At 60.7% G+C, this 15,821-nt stretch carries 14 protein-coding genes; 11 read left to right on the forward strand and 3 right to left on the reverse strand.

All coding sequences use genetic code 11. From position 1 onward, the window contains the following. Both Q0216_RS05050 and Q0216_RS05055 read left to right on the forward strand, forming a co-directional pair. Positions 1-245: ATP/GTP-binding protein (locus Q0216_RS05050; RefSeq protein WP_298593447.1), on the forward strand; the 245-nt coding region annotated here is incomplete at its 5' end. A gap of 84 nt (positions 246-329) precedes the next feature. After that, positions 330-1,148 carry an alpha/beta hydrolase gene (locus Q0216_RS05055; protein ID WP_298593449.1) on the forward strand — a complete coding sequence of 273 codons (819 nt, stop codon included), beginning with the start codon at positions 330-332 and terminating at the stop codon, positions 1,146-1,148. Positions 1,149-1,292: 144 nt separating this feature from the next. Here the strand turns inward: Q0216_RS05055 and Q0216_RS05060 are convergent, their stop codons facing one another. Next, positions 1,293-2,579, reverse strand: coding sequence for an AI-2E family transporter (locus Q0216_RS05060; protein WP_298593451.1), 1,287 nt, complete (start codon positions 2,577-2,579; stop codon positions 1,293-1,295). A gap of 294 nt (positions 2,580-2,873) precedes the next feature. On the opposite strand from Q0216_RS05060, the gene Q0216_RS05065 reads away from it, so the two are divergent. The 7 genes from Q0216_RS05065 (at position 2,874) to Q0216_RS05095 (ending at position 12,922) form a co-directional block, all read left to right on the forward strand. Beyond that, positions 2,874-3,902 (forward strand): co-chaperone YbbN, encoded by a 1,029-nt coding sequence (locus tag Q0216_RS05065; RefSeq protein ID WP_298593453.1) that lies wholly within the window; start codon positions 2,874-2,876, stop codon positions 3,900-3,902. A gap of 338 nt (positions 3,903-4,240) precedes the next feature. Next, positions 4,241-5,224 carry an ABC transporter ATP-binding protein gene (locus Q0216_RS05070; RefSeq protein ID WP_298593455.1) on the forward strand — a complete coding sequence of 328 codons (984 nt, stop codon included), beginning with the start codon at positions 4,241-4,243 and terminating at the stop codon, positions 5,222-5,224. After that, positions 5,200-6,876, forward strand: a complete 1,677-nt coding sequence (locus Q0216_RS05075; RefSeq protein ID WP_298593457.1) for a transporter — start codon at positions 5,200-5,202, stop codon at positions 6,874-6,876. The genes Q0216_RS05070 and Q0216_RS05075 overlap by 25 nt, the downstream gene beginning before the upstream one ends. 308 nt (positions 6,877-7,184) lie before the next feature. Then, a complete protein-coding gene (locus Q0216_RS05080; RefSeq protein ID WP_005506434.1) occupies positions 7,185-7,484 on the forward strand; it encodes a DUF3039 domain-containing protein in 300 nt (99 codons plus the stop codon). Between the two features lie 299 nt (positions 7,485-7,783). Continuing rightward, positions 7,784-9,571, forward strand: coding sequence for a DEAD/DEAH box helicase (locus Q0216_RS05085; RefSeq protein ID WP_298593459.1), 1,788 nt, complete (start codon positions 7,784-7,786; stop codon positions 9,569-9,571). A gap of 319 nt (positions 9,572-9,890) precedes the next feature. Next, on the forward strand, positions 9,891-11,312 hold the full coding sequence (locus tag Q0216_RS05090; RefSeq protein WP_298593461.1) for a transcriptional initiation protein Tat: 1,422 nt from the start codon (positions 9,891-9,893) through the stop codon (positions 11,310-11,312). Positions 11,313-11,551: 239 nt separating this feature from the next. After that, entirely contained in the window at positions 11,552-12,922 is a 1,371-nt protein-coding gene (locus Q0216_RS05095; protein ID WP_298593464.1) for a hypothetical protein, read from the forward strand. A gap of 158 nt (positions 12,923-13,080) precedes the next feature. Here Q0216_RS05095 and Q0216_RS05100 read toward each other — a convergent pair whose 3' ends face one another. Both Q0216_RS05100 and Q0216_RS05105 read right to left on the reverse strand, forming a co-directional pair. Then, positions 13,081-13,707 carry an isochorismatase family protein gene (locus Q0216_RS05100; RefSeq protein ID WP_298593466.1) on the reverse strand — a complete coding sequence of 209 codons (627 nt, stop codon included), beginning with the start codon at positions 13,705-13,707 and terminating at the stop codon, positions 13,081-13,083. 87 nt (positions 13,708-13,794) lie between these two features. Beyond that, on the reverse strand, positions 13,795-15,093 hold the full coding sequence (locus Q0216_RS05105; RefSeq protein WP_298593468.1) for a nicotinate phosphoribosyltransferase: 1,299 nt from the start codon (positions 15,091-15,093) through the stop codon (positions 13,795-13,797). A 228-nt stretch (positions 15,094-15,321) separates the two neighbouring features. On the opposite strand from Q0216_RS05105, the gene clpS reads away from it, so the two are divergent. Together clpS and Q0216_RS05115 are read left to right on the forward strand one after the other, a co-directional pair. Further along, the gene (gene clpS, locus Q0216_RS05110; RefSeq protein ID WP_298593470.1) at positions 15,322-15,642 is read left to right on the forward strand and encodes an ATP-dependent Clp protease adapter ClpS; all 321 of its coding nucleotides are present in this window, start codon (positions 15,322-15,324) and stop codon (positions 15,640-15,642) included. Continuing rightward, positions 15,642-15,821 (forward strand): DUF2017 family protein (locus Q0216_RS05115; protein WP_298593472.1); only part of this gene is annotated, 180 nt, incomplete at its 3' end. The genes clpS and Q0216_RS05115, both read left to right, overlap by 1 nt.

A 15,821-nucleotide genomic window follows, 5' to 3' on the forward strand; every position in this document is an offset into this window, starting at 1 on the left:
CTTCCGATCTGGTCCTCGACCCTGCGCCCCGACTGGAACGTGACCGATACGGCGACTGGCTGGTGCAATACATCCCCGCCGTCAACGCCCAAAAAACCTACACCTGCCCCGAATGCTACCGCCCGATTCCACCCAGAACAGCGCATCTGGTGGTGTGGCAAGAAAGCCACACGATGGGCCGTAACCGCGCCATTGATGAGCGCAGGCACTGGCATCAGCACTGCTGGCTAACCCGCCGTAAATAGGCTGAACACTGCACGTAAGGTGCAGCCCAAGACCAAATTCTCGACTAAGACCACATTCTCGAATCCATTTCTTGAAGGAACGCAATGAGCAACACCGCCGATATCACCCGCGAGCAGGAATTCGATCCCGCCCGCTACGTTTTCAGCACCGCCGCTGAACCCACCCCCATTAAGGCACGTACCGTCCTGCCGGCACGCCGCGAGAACTTCACCGTCACCACCGCGGACGGCAAGCGCCTCGTCGGTGAACTCGCCCTGCCCGAAGGCGAAGTCAAAGCAACCCTGGTGACCTTCCACCCGCTACCCACCCACGGCGGCTACATGGACTCGCACGTGTACAAGAAGGCGTCCTTCCGCCTGCCGGCGCTGTCGAACATTGCGGTGCTGCGTTTCAACACTCGCGGTACCTCCTCGATTCGCGGCACCAGCGAAGGCGTCTTTGACGGCGGCTTTGCCGAGAAGAAGGACTTCGACGCAATCCTGAAGTTTGTGCGCGAGCGCGCCCTGCCGAACCCCTGGCTCATCGGCTGGTCCTTCGGCACCGAGCTGGTGCTCAAGTACGCGCCCGAATACGCGAACGAGTTCACCGGCGCTATTCTGCTCTCCCCGCCGTTGCACCGCGTGCACCCGGCTGAGCTGGACGAGTGGAACAAGATCTCGAACCCGCTGTACGCGCTGGTGCCCGAGCACGACGACTACCTGCAGCCTCCGGCGGCGCGTGAGCGTTTCGTGGCTGTACCGCGTACTCAGGTGATCCCCTTTGAGGGTTGCAAGCACCTGTGGGTGGGCGAGAAGTCCGTGCAGCAGGTTCTGAACACCGTGGTCAGCATTGTGACCGGCGCACCCACCGAACTGCCCACCGAGTACAGCGGCCCGGTGGCAGAAGAAATCACTGAGCTTTAAAGGTTCGGCATAAAAACAATATAAAGGCGGCGGCTTTGGATAGAACATCCAAAGCCGCCGCCTTTTGTCTTATAAGCGATGCCTGCTCAGTGGAAGAGCAGCGAGCACGTAGAGAAGCTGGAGGTGACTACAGCTGAGAGGTGACTACAACTGATCCTGGCGAGGAATGAACACCTCACGCACCAGAATCAGCACGGAAGCCGCCACCGGAATAGCAATCAGCGCGCCCAGCACGCCCCAGAGCGCGCCACCGGCAGCCACCGAAATAATCGCAATACCGGCAGGAACCGAGACAGCGCGAGCCATAATACGCGGAGAAATCAGGTACGCCTCCACCTGCAAGTACAGGAAGTACGCCACCGCAAACCACAGCGCCAGACTCCAGCCCTGAGTCAGCAGAATCAGCGAGGTCAAAATCAGCGCAATCACGCCACCAACCAGCGGAATGAACGCCAGAATCATGACGACCAAAGCCATCAACTGCGGGAAGCTAAAGCCCAAGAACAACATTATGAAGAATGCGAAGAGGGCGTTCAGAATGGCTACCATCGCCTGACCCATCACGTAGTTACCCACCGAATCAGTAATCTTGTCGGTAATGTACTTGACGCGCACACGCTTAGACGCCGGCGCCAGGCGCACACCCCACGCCTTAATCGTGTCCATCGAGGTGAGGAAGTATAGAGACAGGAACAGCACAATAATCACGCCGGTCACGCTCTGCGCCAGGGTAGAACCGGCAGACACCAGGCTCGACATAAAGCTATTGACCTGCGAGGAAGAGAACGTCGACTCCAGGAACTTGGGGACGTTCTCATTCACCCAGGTGCTGATGCTAAAACGCTGATCAAGCTCGTGATACCAATCAGAATCAATAATGTTTTGATAAATACCCGGCGCATACTGGATAAACTTAGACGCCTGCTCGCTAATGATCGGGCCAATCGTCATGACCAGACCGGTCACAGCGCCAGCAAAACCAGCGACCACAGCAATCACGCCGACACCGCGCTTAATGCCCCAAGACTCCAAGCGACGCACAATCGGGTCCAGACCCAGAGCAATGAAAATAGCGCCGGTTACCCAACCCACCAGGGCACCCACATTGTTGAAAATGTAGTAGGCGAGGAGCGCCAAACCCACACCCACGGTCATGAGGAAACCAAAAGCAACCGGGTTATGCATCATGGAGGTCTTGCCGTTACCGACCACCTTCGGGGCGGGAGGCACATCCTCAGAAGTGGCGGAGACCACCGGAATGGTATCCGTAGGAGGCATGGAAGCGCGGCGGCGGTTGGAACGCACCTGGTTAATGCTTTCGGTCAGTTCGCTGAAAGTTTCCGTCAGCTGGTCGGTGAGGGATTCCTTCTTGCGCGTCTCGGAGGACGATGTCGTCTCTTCGGGAGCTGCTGAGGATTTTTTCTCGCTCATGCTCATCCTTTCCGGAACATTTCCGGGTATTTTTCTCTACTGTGCCATTCTACCGGTTGGTTTACTCTGCTACAGCGTCAACGGCGAATCCCGAGGGCGGGGGAGTGCATGTGGGGAGGCATCTGCGGGGCGGTTCGGGCAATAGCCCAAACACTATCCCCGGCATGAGCTCAGAGCGTAGGCAGCAGGGAACGCGCGCTCGCAACGGCGCATTGCGGGGATAATAGAGGAAGGAACGCGTGAAGAATCTAGCCCGCACGCAACACTAGATACAGAACGTAAAGGAGCCTAAGGATGAGCATTATTTTTGATCCGGCAGACCGCGGCGCATCCCAGAACGCGGCACAGGGTAACGTTGCCCAGAGCAGTGTAGTGCAGAACGGCGCAACACAGAACGGTGCAGCGCAGGAGATTCCCGCCTCCGTACGCAACGCCATGGAACTGAACCCCAACGCCGGGGCGCAGAACACGGCACAGAATACTGCGGCACATGCCGGTGAGCAGGCCCCCTCCGCTCCGACCTGGCGCTACGAGGTCAACACCCCCGAAGAGTTCCAGAAGTTCGTGCAGCTCTCCAGCCAGGGTGCCGTGATTTTTGCGCTCTACGCGCCGCACTCGCCTTCCTCCCTGCAGATGCTCGAAGGCGTGCAGAAGCTCGTCGACTCCGCCGCGGGTAGTATGATTTGCGCCGCCGTGGACGTCACCAAGCTCCCCGAAGCAGCCCAGGCATTCGGCGTGAGCGGCGTGCCTGCGGGCGTTGCCGTTCTGGCGGGCCGCCCGGCACCGATTTACACCGGCCCGGTTAGTGCAGAAGACCTCGGTGATGTGCTCTCCCAGGTTCTGCAGCTCGCGGCACAGTACCAGCTACCCGGCGGCTTCGACCCGGTCGTTCCCGAAGACGAAAAGCCCCTGCCGCCCCTGCACGCAGAAGCCGTCGCCGCCCTCGACCGCGGTGACCTGGAGGGCGCCCGCGCCGCATACCGCAAGGCAATTACCGAGAACCCCGGCGATAAGGAAGCGAAGCTCGGCCTGGAGCAGGTTGAACTGCTCGCCCGCGTGAAGGACCTGGACATGGCAACTGAACGTGCGGCGGCTGCGGCAGACCCCATGAACATTGACGCCGCATTCAACGTAGCCGACCTGGATTTGGTGGGTGGTCACGTGGAGGACGCATACAACCGTCTGCTGCGCCTGTTCAGTGCGGTAGGTCCCGACGATAAGGGGCGCGTGCGCGAGCGCCTCGTGCAGCTCTTCGACGTGGTGGGTGCATCTGATCCACGCACCGTGAAGGCGCGTGCGGCACTGACCATGGCGCTGTTCTAAAAAGCGCTGTCTCCAGGGAAGCGTCATGAGCCGGCCTAACCCGCTGAAACTTTGAACCTGGAATTTTGAATCTGGAGTTTTGAATACGGGCGGGCTATCGTCTACCCACGCACTCGTGCTGTGGGGTGGGCGGTAGCCCGTTCTGCGTTCGCGGGTTCTAGCGGTTTTGAGATGCGGGTTGAGGCGGGGGAGAGCAGGCGACTCAACCTGTCAGATAGCGCGCCAGGACGCTACGTATAGCACCCCGGAATGTCCATATTATGCGTTGTGAGTACGTAATAATGCAGGTTTCATCGCCAAACCTGTTAGACCTCAAGGGGGGGTGATAGGGTGAGAATATGAACACTAGTCACATTTCCCAGGACCCGAACCCGCAAGAACCAGGTTCACCGCAGAACCCGGTACAAGAGACCGTAGCAGAGGCAGTACCCCAGGCTGTAGCCCCCGAATCTGTAGCTCCAGAATCTGCAAACCCTGAGCCTGCTGCTCCTGAAGCTGTAGTTCCCGCATCGGTAGCACCGCAGCTACCCGTCACCCCGCAGACCGCACCGGCTGCTGGCGCTCGCCCCGCCATCGAAATCCGCGGCCTCACCAAGGCATTCGGTCAGAAGGTCGCCGTTGACCGCATCAACCTCGACATCCCCTCCGGATCCTTCTACGGACTGGTCGGCCGCAACGGCGCCGGTAAAACCACCACCATCTCCATGGTCACCGGCATGCTCAAGCCCAACGAAGGCACCGCCTACGTGCGCGGCATCGACATGTGGGCCGACCCGCTCAAAGCCAAAGCACACCTGGGTGTGCTGCCCGACGGCGTGCACCTCTTCGACAAGCTCACCGGCGAGCAGCTCATCACCTACTCCGGCTACCTGCACGGAATCGATAAGGAAACCGTCGCCTCCCGCGTCAAGGACCTGCTCGCGGCCATGGACCTGACCGACGCTGCGGGCCGTGCCGTTGCCGACTACTCCGCCGGTATGACCAAGAAGATTGCGCTCGCCGCCGCTCTCGTTCACGCGCCCTCCGTGCTGATTTTGGATGAGCCTTTCGAGGCGGTCGACCCGGTTTCCGCAGCTAATATTCAGGACATTCTGCGTGGCTTCGTTGCCTCCGGCGGTACCGTCATCATCTCCTCGCACGTGATGGACCTTGTCCAGCGCCTGTGCGACCACGTAGCCGTCATGGACTCCGGCCGTATTCTCGCCGCCGGAACCGTCGACGAAGTACGCGCAGGCATGAGCCTTGAAGAACGATTCGTGCAGCTGGTCGGCGGCCGCACCTCCTCGGAAGGATTGTCATGGTTGGGCACCTCGTCTCACTAAAGTGGCAGTATGTGCTCGCCGCCTTCCGCCGTAGCATCTGGGCGCTCATCGGCCTGATTTTTGCGGCGCTCTACGCGGGCGGCATGCTCTTCGGCCTCGGCTCCGCATACGCTGTAGCTAACTCTCGGGTACCCGAATACGGTCAGCTCGGCACCCTCCTTGCGGGCACCGTTGTGGCGCTCGCCTGGGCAATCGTCCCCATCTTCTTTAGCGGACTGGACGGCACCCTGGACGAGAGCCGATTCGTGCTCTTCCCCATCAAGCCTTCCACCCTGCAGAAGGGTCAGTTCCTCGGCGGGTTCGTGGGTATCCCCGGCATCGCCAGCATCATTGCCGTGCTACTTGGTGCTATCGCGTTTATATCGCAGCCGCTCGCGCTGATTGTGTACCTCATCTGCTGCGTGCTCGGCCTCGCGAACCTCATGGTGTGGGCGCGTCTCGCCAACCGCCTGGGCATGGTTCTGAACGATAACCCGCGCATCGCCAACACCCTGATGATCGTTGCCGCGCTACTGATGATGAGTGCCGGCTTCATCTTCGGCGGAACGATGATTTACCTGACCGAGCATTGGGATGAGATGCTGCCCTACCTGCCGTGGCTGGGCGTGACCCCCTTCGGGTCCGCGTTCGCCGTGCCCTACTTTATGGCGACCGGCAATATGGGAGCCGCCCTTGGCTGCCTGGCTCTGACCCTCGTCTACCTTGCCGGCGGCTGGTGGCTGTGGGGTAAGAACCTCGCACGCTCCATGGCGAATGTGGGTGGTGGCGCCCACCACGCCAGCGCAACCGAAGTCGCCGCAGGTGACCTGGGCTTGTTCGCTCGCTTCCCCGCAACTCCTCGCGGTGCCGTAGCGGCACGAACCCTGCACTCAATCCTGAAAGACAACCGTCTGCAGATGCTGACCGTCAGCACCGCCATGCTTTACCTGATGCTGACAGTGGGTATGCCGCTGTTCCTGAACTCTGTAGGCTCCTTCGAAAGTCAGGTCAATTTCAACGGTGTTAACGCGGCTGAAGCCAACCAGATTATCAATAGCGGCGTCACGCAGCTCTTCGGATTCTGGATGTACTTCTGCACCATCTTCACCGGCTACTACATGTGCTACCTCGTCTCCTACGACAACACCGCATTCAGCCTGCACGTGCTCTCCCCGCTGCGCGGTATTGACGACCGTATCGGCCGTCTTTGGGGTTACAGCATCCTGATGGTTCCGGTCGTGGTGGTGATGATTTTTGTTGCCTGCGTAGCAAACGGACATCTGGAACTCTTCCCCATCGTGCTGATGCACCAGCTGGGTGTGTTCGCTGCGGCTGCAGGTATTGGATGCGTACTGGATACCTTCATTAGTCCGCCGGTGGCTCCTCCCGGTGCTAACCCGTTCAAGAATCCGAAGAACACTGACGGCTTTGCTAAGCAACTGCTGCTGATGCTCTCTATAGTTTTGGTGATGCTCAGCGCGCTGCCCGGCGGTATCTCCGTTGTCGTGTACATTTTCCGCACGCAGGATGTGCTGACCCTCGTCTACGGTGGCTTGATTCAGCTGCTGATTGGTGCCGCAGTGCTCGTGGGTGGCGTGGCGTGGGGCGGCCACCGCTATGACAAGGTCAGCTCCAAGATGCTGGAGCGCGTGGCACGCTTCCAAGCAAACTGATAAGAGTCGAAGCTCCAGCACGCATCCTCCAGCGCATCAGGAATAAACGAGAAGGGTTCCGCGTTAGGTACTAAACCTGGCACGGAACCCCTTTTCTGCGCCACCTGAACTTCTAGCCCCGAACTTCTAGCGAAAAGAAGCTACCGCAACACCTAAGAGTCTATGGCTGAGCTGTGGTCTGCCTCCTTATTGACCGCCCGTGGGCTCAGCACCTGCCAACAGCTACTAAAATAGAGAAGGCGCCGAGCACCCCACCGTGCAGCGGCACCCCCTCACCTATGTATCCCACCTCATCATCAAGGAGAAACATGAGCTCGATCGAAGGCATCGAAGACCCCTTTGGCCCCGGAACCGCAGGCGGCACTGCCCTGCTCGAACGCGAAGAAACCCAGCTTTCTGAGCCCGGCGACCACGAGCGCTTCTCCCACTACGTACGCAAAGAAAAAATCCTCGAATCGGCGCTGACCGGCGAACCCGTACGCGCCCTCTGCGGCAAAATGTGGGTACCCGGCCGTGACCCGCAGAAGTTCCCCGTCTGCCCCCAGTGCAAGGAAATCTACGAAGGCCTGGCACCGGGCAACGACGGCGACAACGGCTCCGGCGAATAATACGCGCCAGGCAAGACGCCTCAGACAAATACGACTGAAATAACTACATCTGAATAACACGCTGCAGCAGCGAGACTCAACGGCCCAACACCGCCCATGAGACTGTGCTGACTAGCACCAAATTCTTGCACCACAGCCCGGCAATAACCCGCGGATGTGGTGCTAGAATTTAACCTCGCTGTGCCCGGACCGCCAGAGCACTAGGAACGCCAGACGCCCACCGCCTCCAAACGGGGCAGAAGCGCCTACGCTGAGACGGCGGAAGGAACCAGCAGAGGCAGACGAGGAAGAAGGAGAGAATGAGCGCACCCGCAGAGGAACCCACACTATTCGACAGTATGGTGAAGCCGAAGCTCTCCCCAGCATACCCCGACCGCGCCCCCTGGGGTACTTCCGTCAGCCTGCGCGCCTGGCAGGCAGAAGCCATGCAGAAGTACTTCGAAACCAACCCCCGCGACTTCATGGCAGTCGCAACCCCCGGCGCGGGTAAAACCACGTTTGCGCTGACCCTCGCCAAGGAACTATTTAACCGCGGCACGGTCCGCCAGCTTATTGTGGTGGCGCCGACCGACCACCTGAAAAAGCAGTGGGCAGACGCCGCTGCGAAAGTCGGTATTCCCATCGACCCGAACTTCAAGAACGCAGACGTGACCATCAGCCGCCACTACAAGGGTGTGGCGCTGACCTACGCGCAGGTGGCGAATAAGCCGCAGCTGCACGCCCGCAACACCGAGGCGACGAAAACCCTCGTGATTTTTGACGAGATTCACCACGCTGGCGATTCGCTGTCCTGGGGCGACGGTCTGCGTGAAGCGTTCGACGACGCAACCCGCCGCGTGGCGCTGACGGGTACCCCGTTCCGTTCGGATACCTCACCGATTCCGTTCGTCACCTACGAGGTCGACAATGACGGTATCCGCCGCTCCAAGGCAGATTACTCCTACGGTTACGGCCCCGCGCTGAAGGACCACGTGGTGCGCCCGGTCATCTTCATGGCGTACTCTGGCCAGATGCGTTGGCGCACCTCCGCCGGTGAGGAAATGGCGGCAAACCTCGGTGAGGGCTTCACCAAGGACATCACCTCCCAGGCGTGGCGAACCGCCCTCGACCCCAACGGCGAATGGATCCCGACCGTGCTCGCGGCGGCCGACAAGCGCTTGACCGAGGTGCGCCGCACCGTGCCCGACGCCGGTGCGCTCGTCATCGCAACCGACCACGCAGACGCCAAAGCCTACGCCGAGCAGATTCAGAAAATCACCGGCGAATACCCCGCCGTGATTCTCTCTGATGACCGCGAAGCCTCCGCGAAAATTGACGAATTCCGTGAAGGCATGCAGCGCTGGATGGTCGCCGTGCGCATGGTGTCCGAAGGCGTGGACGTGCCCCGCCTTGCCGTGGGTGTGTACGCCACCAGCACCAGCACCCCGCTGTTCTTCGCGCAGGCTATCGGCCGTTTCGTGCGTGCCCGCAAGCGCGGCGAAACCGCCTCCGTGTTCCTGCCGTCCGTGCCGCAGCTGATGATCCTCGCCAACGACATGGAAGTGGAACGCGACCACGCCCTCGACCGCGGCGCACCCCAGGAAATCGACCCCATGGTCGAGGGCCTGGACGACCACCTGCTCGAAGAAGCAAACCGCGAGGAACGCGCCTCCGAGCAGCTAGCACGCGGCAAGTTCGAGGCGCTCGGCTCCGAGGCGTCCTTCCACGGTGTGCTGTTCGACGGTGCTGAGTTCGCCTCCGGCAACCTTGCCGTGGGTAGTGAGGAGGAGCAGGACTTCCTGGGTATTCCGGGTCTGCTGGATGCCGAGCAGGTCGGTACGCTATTGCGCGCGCATCAGCGTGAGCACGCGGCACGCCGCCCGGCGACTGCGGCACCTTCGGTGGTGGATCACCGCCAGTTGAAGGCGCTGCGCAATAAGCTGGCGAAGAACGTGGCGGCGTGGTCGATTCGTTCGGGTCAGCCGCACGGCGTGATTCATAATGAGCTGCGTAAGATTTGTGGCGGCCCGGCGGTCGCGCAGGCTTCGGCTGAGCAGATTCAGGCGCGTATCGATAAGCTGTCGGACTGGTTCGTGGGCCGACGCTAGAACGTGGATAGAACGTAGAGAAAAGCCCTGCGAGTGTGTACGCGCTCGCGGGGCTTCTGTATGCATAAAATGCAGAAATATTGGGTCTGAGGCACGATAATCATGGCAGCGCGGAGATAGAACGTGTAGCCTAGTGGGGGTAAGTTCTTTAGAAAACACGGCATGGCCGCCGGGCTTAGGGAACTTTCCATTGATGCGCAGCATGTAGGTCTATGCTGGGGCATCAAAACTCTAAGAAACACCATGCAACCAACCCCAGGATGGTGCGCACCAAGATAGTGCGCACTGGGGCAGTTGCACCAACCTTTGAAGGACAGTGATGTCTCATATTTCTCGCCGTAAGGTCGTGAAGTGTGCCGCCTGGGCAACCCCCGTGATTGCGGCTTCAGCAGTAGTGCCAGCTTACGCTGCTTCAAAACCGGATTGCACCGTGTCTGAAAAACCTTACATGGATATCAGCGCTGACATGTACAACCGACGGGAAGAAACAGAGTATCTCTACGCGCGCCACACCTACATTAAGGTACGTTTTGAACTGGTCGGTGGCGCAGGCGGCGGAAGCTTCGATAGGAGCTCTCCAGGCGGTTCCGGCGCGAAGGTTACCGGAGTCGTCGAGGTACCCGGTCCTGCGTCTATCCAGCTCATTGCAGGTGGCGGAGGAAGGGTCGATGTCCGAGGGTACGGTCCTACTCTGGATGAGTACCGGTCTGAAGGCTTCCAGGGCGGGCAAGGCTTTGGTAATGGTGGTGGGGTTCCTAACACTAGAATTCCCGATGACGTCATGAAAAAGCTGAGCGAACGCTGGGCATGGGCTGCTGATTGGGACCACGGTCCGCATCCTAAGTTTCCCATGGAAGAAGTCTATGGATGCTCCGGCGGTGGTTCCTCGGCATTGCTCATCAACGGTGAGGTTATTGCCGTTGCTGGAGGCGGTGGCGGCGGAACCACCCGTGCAACAATGTTCACAACGGAACCTGACCCGGACCATTTCCCCGGAATCGTGGACGTTCGTATGACCGGTCCAGAAAATCAGGCTCACCCGCCCGTGCGAAGTGTGGGCGGGTCGGGAGAACGAGCACGCGGTGGTGACGCCACAATCGGACGTGAGTATTATGCTCAGGACCCAAGCATTCAACTAACTGTTGAAGGGGGTAAGGGCGGCGGTAACGGTATCGGTGGCGCCGGCGGCGCTAAGCCAACCGTGCTGACCGGTACCCCTAACGATGTCTTTAGCTTCGATAGCCAGAATAATCAGATTCTTTACAGCTCTTCGACTGCAGGTAACCCAGGCACTAATGGTTTGCAAGGGAACGGCGGTGACGGTGTAATGTCTGTGAGCTACCAGCTGGACAACCACAGTCTGTACGGCGGGGAATATGAAACCCTTAAACTCCCGGACGGGACCCACAAATACTTGTCTTACTACCAAGTTGCTCCATACTTCAACGGTGCCCAGATCATTGTGTCTGGAGGCGGGGGCGGCGGCTACGGCGGCGGCGGTTCGGGCGCAGCTCTCTCACAATCAGCGATTACGATTGCTCAAAAATGGAACAATAATCCGCAGGGTATTCGACAGAGTGTGAGCTCTGCGCAGGTTGCGGGTGCTGGAGGTGCGGGTGGCTCTTACCTGGCACCGAGTGTGATTGAAGGTGAGATTTCTCTATCAAATAACGCAGACCATTATAGTGAGTACGGAACCGGTGGTACCGCGACAGTGTATCTCTGTGAAGTGCCCTGGTAATAACCCGTCTTTGCCAGAGGTAAATTAAACCTCCGGCTCAGTGAAAGCCCCGCGAGTGTGTGCGCTCGCGGGGCTTTTGCGCGCCCGGTTTCCCGCCCGGAAATGTCGGGTTGAGCGAGGTCATGGCGTGGTGAGTTGAGAATGTTTTTGGGTGTCTATACTCTAGAAAATGAATATTGCACTTAGTGCATAAAGGTGTAAATTATTCGCCCCTCTCAACCCTCGTGAAAGAAAACCTCATGTCACACAACGCATACCCCACCCGCCGCACCATCCTCACCGGTGCAGCATGGGCACTGCCCATCATCGCAGCCTCCGCCGCCGTGCCCGCATACGCCGCCAACGGCGCACAAACCGGCACCTCCCACACCATCAAGGGACAGGCAAACGGCCGCAAGACCGTCAAAACCTTCACCGTCCCGGCGGGTGTACGCGAACTCAGCTTCACCCTCACCGGCGGCGCGGGCGGCACCGTCATGGCACGCAGTCAGGGCGGATGCGGCGCCAAGGTCACCGGCACCGTCAGCGTCACCCCCGGCGCAACCGTAGAAATCGTGGCGGCAGCCGGCGGCATCGGCGTGCTTGAGCGCGTCACCCGCAACGGCGCAAGCTGGAACGAATCCAAGCCTGCAACCGGCGGCGAAGGCTACGGCAAGGGCGGCTCCTCCGCCGCTCAGGTCACCGTTCCCGCAGGTCCGAAGGCTATTATCGATGCGGTAAACCCCCGCACCTACGGCAACCCCACCGCTGGCGACGGCGCACCCCACACCCACTTCAAGCGCAGCATTTACGCCGCATCCGGTGGCGGCTCCTCCGCACTGCTGGTCAACGGCGCAGTGGTTGCTATCGCTGCAGGTGGCGGTGGCGGACACGTGCGTAACTCCAGCTCCACCGCACCGCTGCCCGGCTCCAGCTACGCCATCAGCCCGGTCTGCGGTCTGGAATGGGTACGCGGCGGCTCCGGCGGCAATGCAGAAGCCGCCATGGGCTATGAAGGCGCTGCCGCAAGCGACGCCTACAGCGTCGAGGCGAACCTGAAGATTACCGCACGCGCGGGTGCGGGCGCATTCAACGGTCGAGGCGGCATGGGCGCAATCGCAGACACCCTGCCCACCGGCGACCACGGTCTGGTTGGGTTCGGCTCCCAGAACAAGCAGGTCATCCACAGCACCAGCACCGCGGGCGCAACCGGCGGCAACGGCTTCAACGCGAACGGTGCGGACGGCGTGGGCGCGTACGCCTACCAGTACGACAAGAACGACCCCACGAACCTGACCGGCACCGCAACCGCACGAACCACCAGCATTACCATCAGCAAGAACTTCTTCGGCTACCAGACCGTGGTGTCTGCTGGCGGCGGCGCAGGCTACGGTGGCGGCGGCTCCGGTGTGGCGAACGCGGTTTCGGCAATCATCATCTCGCAGCAGTGGTGTAACAACCCGAAGAACCCGCGCCGTGCGGTCGGCTACGTTCAGCAGGGTGGCGCCGGTGGTGCTGGTGGCTCCTACTTGGCGCCGAGCGTGCGTAACGGTGCGATCGTTGGCACTAAGGAGGCTCCGGCTGGCCCGAACGTGCGCGTGAACGGCATGGCGGAGGTTCGCTTCAAGTAAGCGGCCCGGCTGACTAAGTAGCCGCGGCTATACGGGTTGTAACGCTCGGCGAGTCGCGGGCAGGTTAAGTTATCGGCACAGTAAGAGGCGGGGAGCCCGGGATAGTACATCCGATAGTACATCCCGGGCTCCCCGCCTCTGTCTATTCAAGGTCGAGGTTAGAGAACCTCAACCACCTCAACGCCCTCATCTTCAAGCTCGGCAACCACGTCGTCAAGCTTGTCCTCGTGCACGGGCGCGGTCAGATCAATCAGTACGCGAGTCTCGTAGCCTGCATCGACCGCATCGCGAGCGGTTGCCGACACGCAATAATCGGTGGCGATACCGACAACATCGACGAACTCGATGCCGCGCTCATCCAGCCACTCCGACAGGGGAGTCTGCGGGCCGTCCTCGGATGCATCCACACCGGGCTCGTGCTCGCCGGTCGCGACCTCATCCTCGGGCGCCAGAAGACCCTCAAAACCCGAGTACGCTGCCTCGAAGCGGCCCTTACGGAAGTACGCCTCAATGTAGTCGGTGTCCAGGTTCTCGTGAATCTGCGCGCCCTCGCTCTTGGCGACGCAGTGCACCGGCCAGGAGTCAACATAATCCGGGGTGTCGGAGAAGTGCGAACCCGGATCAATGTGCCAGTCCTGGGTGGCAACAATCGCGTCGTAGCGGTGGTGGTTGTTCTCCACGTATTCGCTAATCAGCGCGGCAACGTCCGCACCACGCTCGGTGGCGAGGGTGCCGCCGGCGCAGAAATCGTTCTGCACGTCAACAATAATCAGTGCCTTAGACATGTCTGTCCTTTACAAGTAGGAATGAGTTTTCACTCTGATTCGCCGAGTGAAATTCGCCGAGTGAAAACAGTATCTCAGAAGGGTTGTTTAGATGAACTCGGTCGGAATGATCGGCTCACCCTCCGAGAGGCGGCGGGCAGCTTCGGGAAGCTCAGCCAGGGAAGCTGCGTGGCGGGCGGTTGCGCGGCGCACGCCTTCCTCACCGGTGAAGCCGGGGAGCAGCTCGCCGTTGCGGACGAAGTCCACCATGAGCGGGCGGGTGTCTTCGAGCAGGCTCGGATCCTCGTGGGTGCCCAGAACCTCGGCGGTCGCAATGCCCATGCCGTTGAGTCGGCGTGCCGCACGCTTGGCGCCACCGATGGACGCCTTGCCAGCCGACGCCTTGGCGACCGGCTGCATTTCACCGGCGGCGTTCTCACGCTCAACAACCTTGTACACCATGGAGGAAGTCGGCGCGCCGGAACCGGTGACCAGCTTAGTACCCACGCCGTAGGAGTCCACGGGCGCTGCCGCCAGGGATGCGATAGCGTACTCGTCCAGGTCGCTCGTGACGGTGATCTTGGTGTTAGTGTTACCGAGCGAATCAAGCAGTTCACGCACGCGGGCCGCGGTGGCGACCAGGTCGCCGGAGTCCAGGCGCACGCCGCCGAGCTCTTCGCCAGCGAGTTCCACGCCGAGGCGGACTGCATCGTCCACGTTGTAGGTGTCGACGAGCAGGGTGGTGCGGGCGCCGAGGGAACGCAGCTGCGCCTCGAACGCTTCACGTTCGCTGTCGTGCAGCAGGGTGAAGGCGTGGGCGCTGGTGCCGATGGTGTGCAGGCCGTAGCGCAGACCAGCCTCCAGGTTGGAGGTGCCCGCGAAGCCCGCGATAACGGCGGCGCGTGCAGCGGAGACGGCGGCGCGTTCGTGGGCGCGGCGCGAACCCATTTCGAGGCAGGGTCGGTTGCCTGCGGCTGCGCTCATGCGGGAGGCGGCGCTCGCCACGGCGGAGTCAAAGTTCAGGATGGACAGCAGGTAGGTTTCGAGGATGCATGCTTCGGCGAAGGTGCCTTCGACCTGCAGGACGGGGGAGTGGGGGAAGAACGCTTCGCCTTCTGCGTAGCCGCGGATGTTGCCGCTGAAGGTGAAGGATTCGAGGTAGGAGAGGGTTTCTTTGTTGACGATGTTGCGGGAGGAGAGGAAGGAGAGTTCTTCGTCGTTGAAGCGGAAGTCTGCGAGGCCTTCGAGGAATCGGCCGGTGCCTGCGAGGATGCCGTAGCGGCGGCCTGCGGGCAGGCGGCGGGTGAAGACTTCGAAGGTGCACTTACGGTTGGCTGCGCCGGAGGCGAGTGCCGCCTGGAGCATGGTCAGTTCGTAGTGGTCGGTGAGAAGAGAGGTAGTAGCCATGTGTTAATTGTAGTGGGGGCTTAGGGTATTTTTCCTCTTAAGTCGGCGTGTCAATCACTACATAAAGTATTCTTGACTCTAAGTGCTGTAGTATGACAAATTACCAGCACTCTGTGCCGGAGCAATACAGGATAAACACCTCAGTAGCGCAGGACGAACGCAGAAGTAACACAGGGGCAACACAGACCCGCCCGTATAATCAAAGGGAACCGGCCGCAAAGGAAACCAATGAACACTACCGCCGTGACCCTCTCCACCGGAACCCTCGAGGACACCGACCTCGACACCGCCCTGGAGAACATCCTCGACACAGACACCCCCTGGAAAGTCATCGTCTGGAACGACCCCGTCAACCTCATGACCTACGTGTCCTACGTCTTCCGCAGTCACTTTGGCTATTCCCGCGCCCGCGCCGAAGAGCTCATGCTGCAGGTGCACAACAACGGCAAGGCAATCGTCTTCACCGGCTCGCGTGAAGACGCCGAAAAACACACCCAGGCAATGCACGCCTGGGGTCTGCTGGCAACCTTCGAGAAAGTAGAAAACTAATGGCGCGCCCCTTCCGCCGCACCCCCGGAGGCTACACCGCCTCCTTCGAACCCGCCGAACGCGACCTGATCCGCGAACTTGCCGAAGACGTGCGCGCGCTGCTGCGCCCGGCAGACACCACCGCTGATGGCGGCACCGTCGACCCGCTGGAGGCGCTGGTCGGCATCACCGAAAACCCC

Origin of the sequence: uncultured Rothia sp., from assembly GCF_937976295.1 — a bacterium.
Lineage (GTDB): Bacteria > Actinomycetota > Actinomycetes > Actinomycetales > Micrococcaceae > Rothia.

Excerpts from the sequence above, each read along its gene's own strand:
- Q0216_RS05080 (WP_005506434.1), top strand. The coding sequence starts at position 7,185 with ATGAGCTCGATCGAAGGCATCGAAGACCCCTTTGGCCCCGGAACCGCA.
- Q0216_RS05085 (WP_298593459.1), top strand. The coding sequence starts at position 7,784 with ATGAGCGCACCCGCAGAGGAACCCACACTATTCGACAGTATGGTGAAG.
- Q0216_RS05105 (WP_298593468.1), bottom strand. The coding sequence starts at position 15,093 with ATGGCTACTACCTCTCTTCTCACCGACCACTACGAACTGACCATGCTC.
- Q0216_RS05075 (WP_298593457.1), top strand. The coding sequence starts at position 5,200 with ATGGTTGGGCACCTCGTCTCACTAAAGTGGCAGTATGTGCTCGCCGCC.
- Q0216_RS05065 (WP_298593453.1), top strand. The coding sequence starts at position 2,874 with ATGAGCATTATTTTTGATCCGGCAGACCGCGGCGCATCCCAGAACGCG.
- Q0216_RS05090 (WP_298593461.1), top strand. The coding sequence starts at position 9,891 with ATGTCTCATATTTCTCGCCGTAAGGTCGTGAAGTGTGCCGCCTGGGCA.
- Q0216_RS05070 (WP_298593455.1), top strand. The coding sequence starts at position 4,241 with ATGAACACTAGTCACATTTCCCAGGACCCGAACCCGCAAGAACCAGGT.
- Q0216_RS05100 (WP_298593466.1), bottom strand. The coding sequence starts at position 13,707 with ATGTCTAAGGCACTGATTATTGTTGACGTGCAGAACGATTTCTGCGCC.
- Q0216_RS05060 (WP_298593451.1), bottom strand. The coding sequence starts at position 2,579 with ATGAGCGAGAAAAAATCCTCAGCAGCTCCCGAAGAGACGACATCGTCC.
- Q0216_RS05095 (WP_298593464.1), top strand. The coding sequence starts at position 11,552 with ATGTCACACAACGCATACCCCACCCGCCGCACCATCCTCACCGGTGCA.
- clpS (WP_298593470.1), top strand. The coding sequence starts at position 15,322 with ATGAACACTACCGCCGTGACCCTCTCCACCGGAACCCTCGAGGACACC.
- Q0216_RS05055 (WP_298593449.1), top strand. The coding sequence starts at position 330 with ATGAGCAACACCGCCGATATCACCCGCGAGCAGGAATTCGATCCCGCC.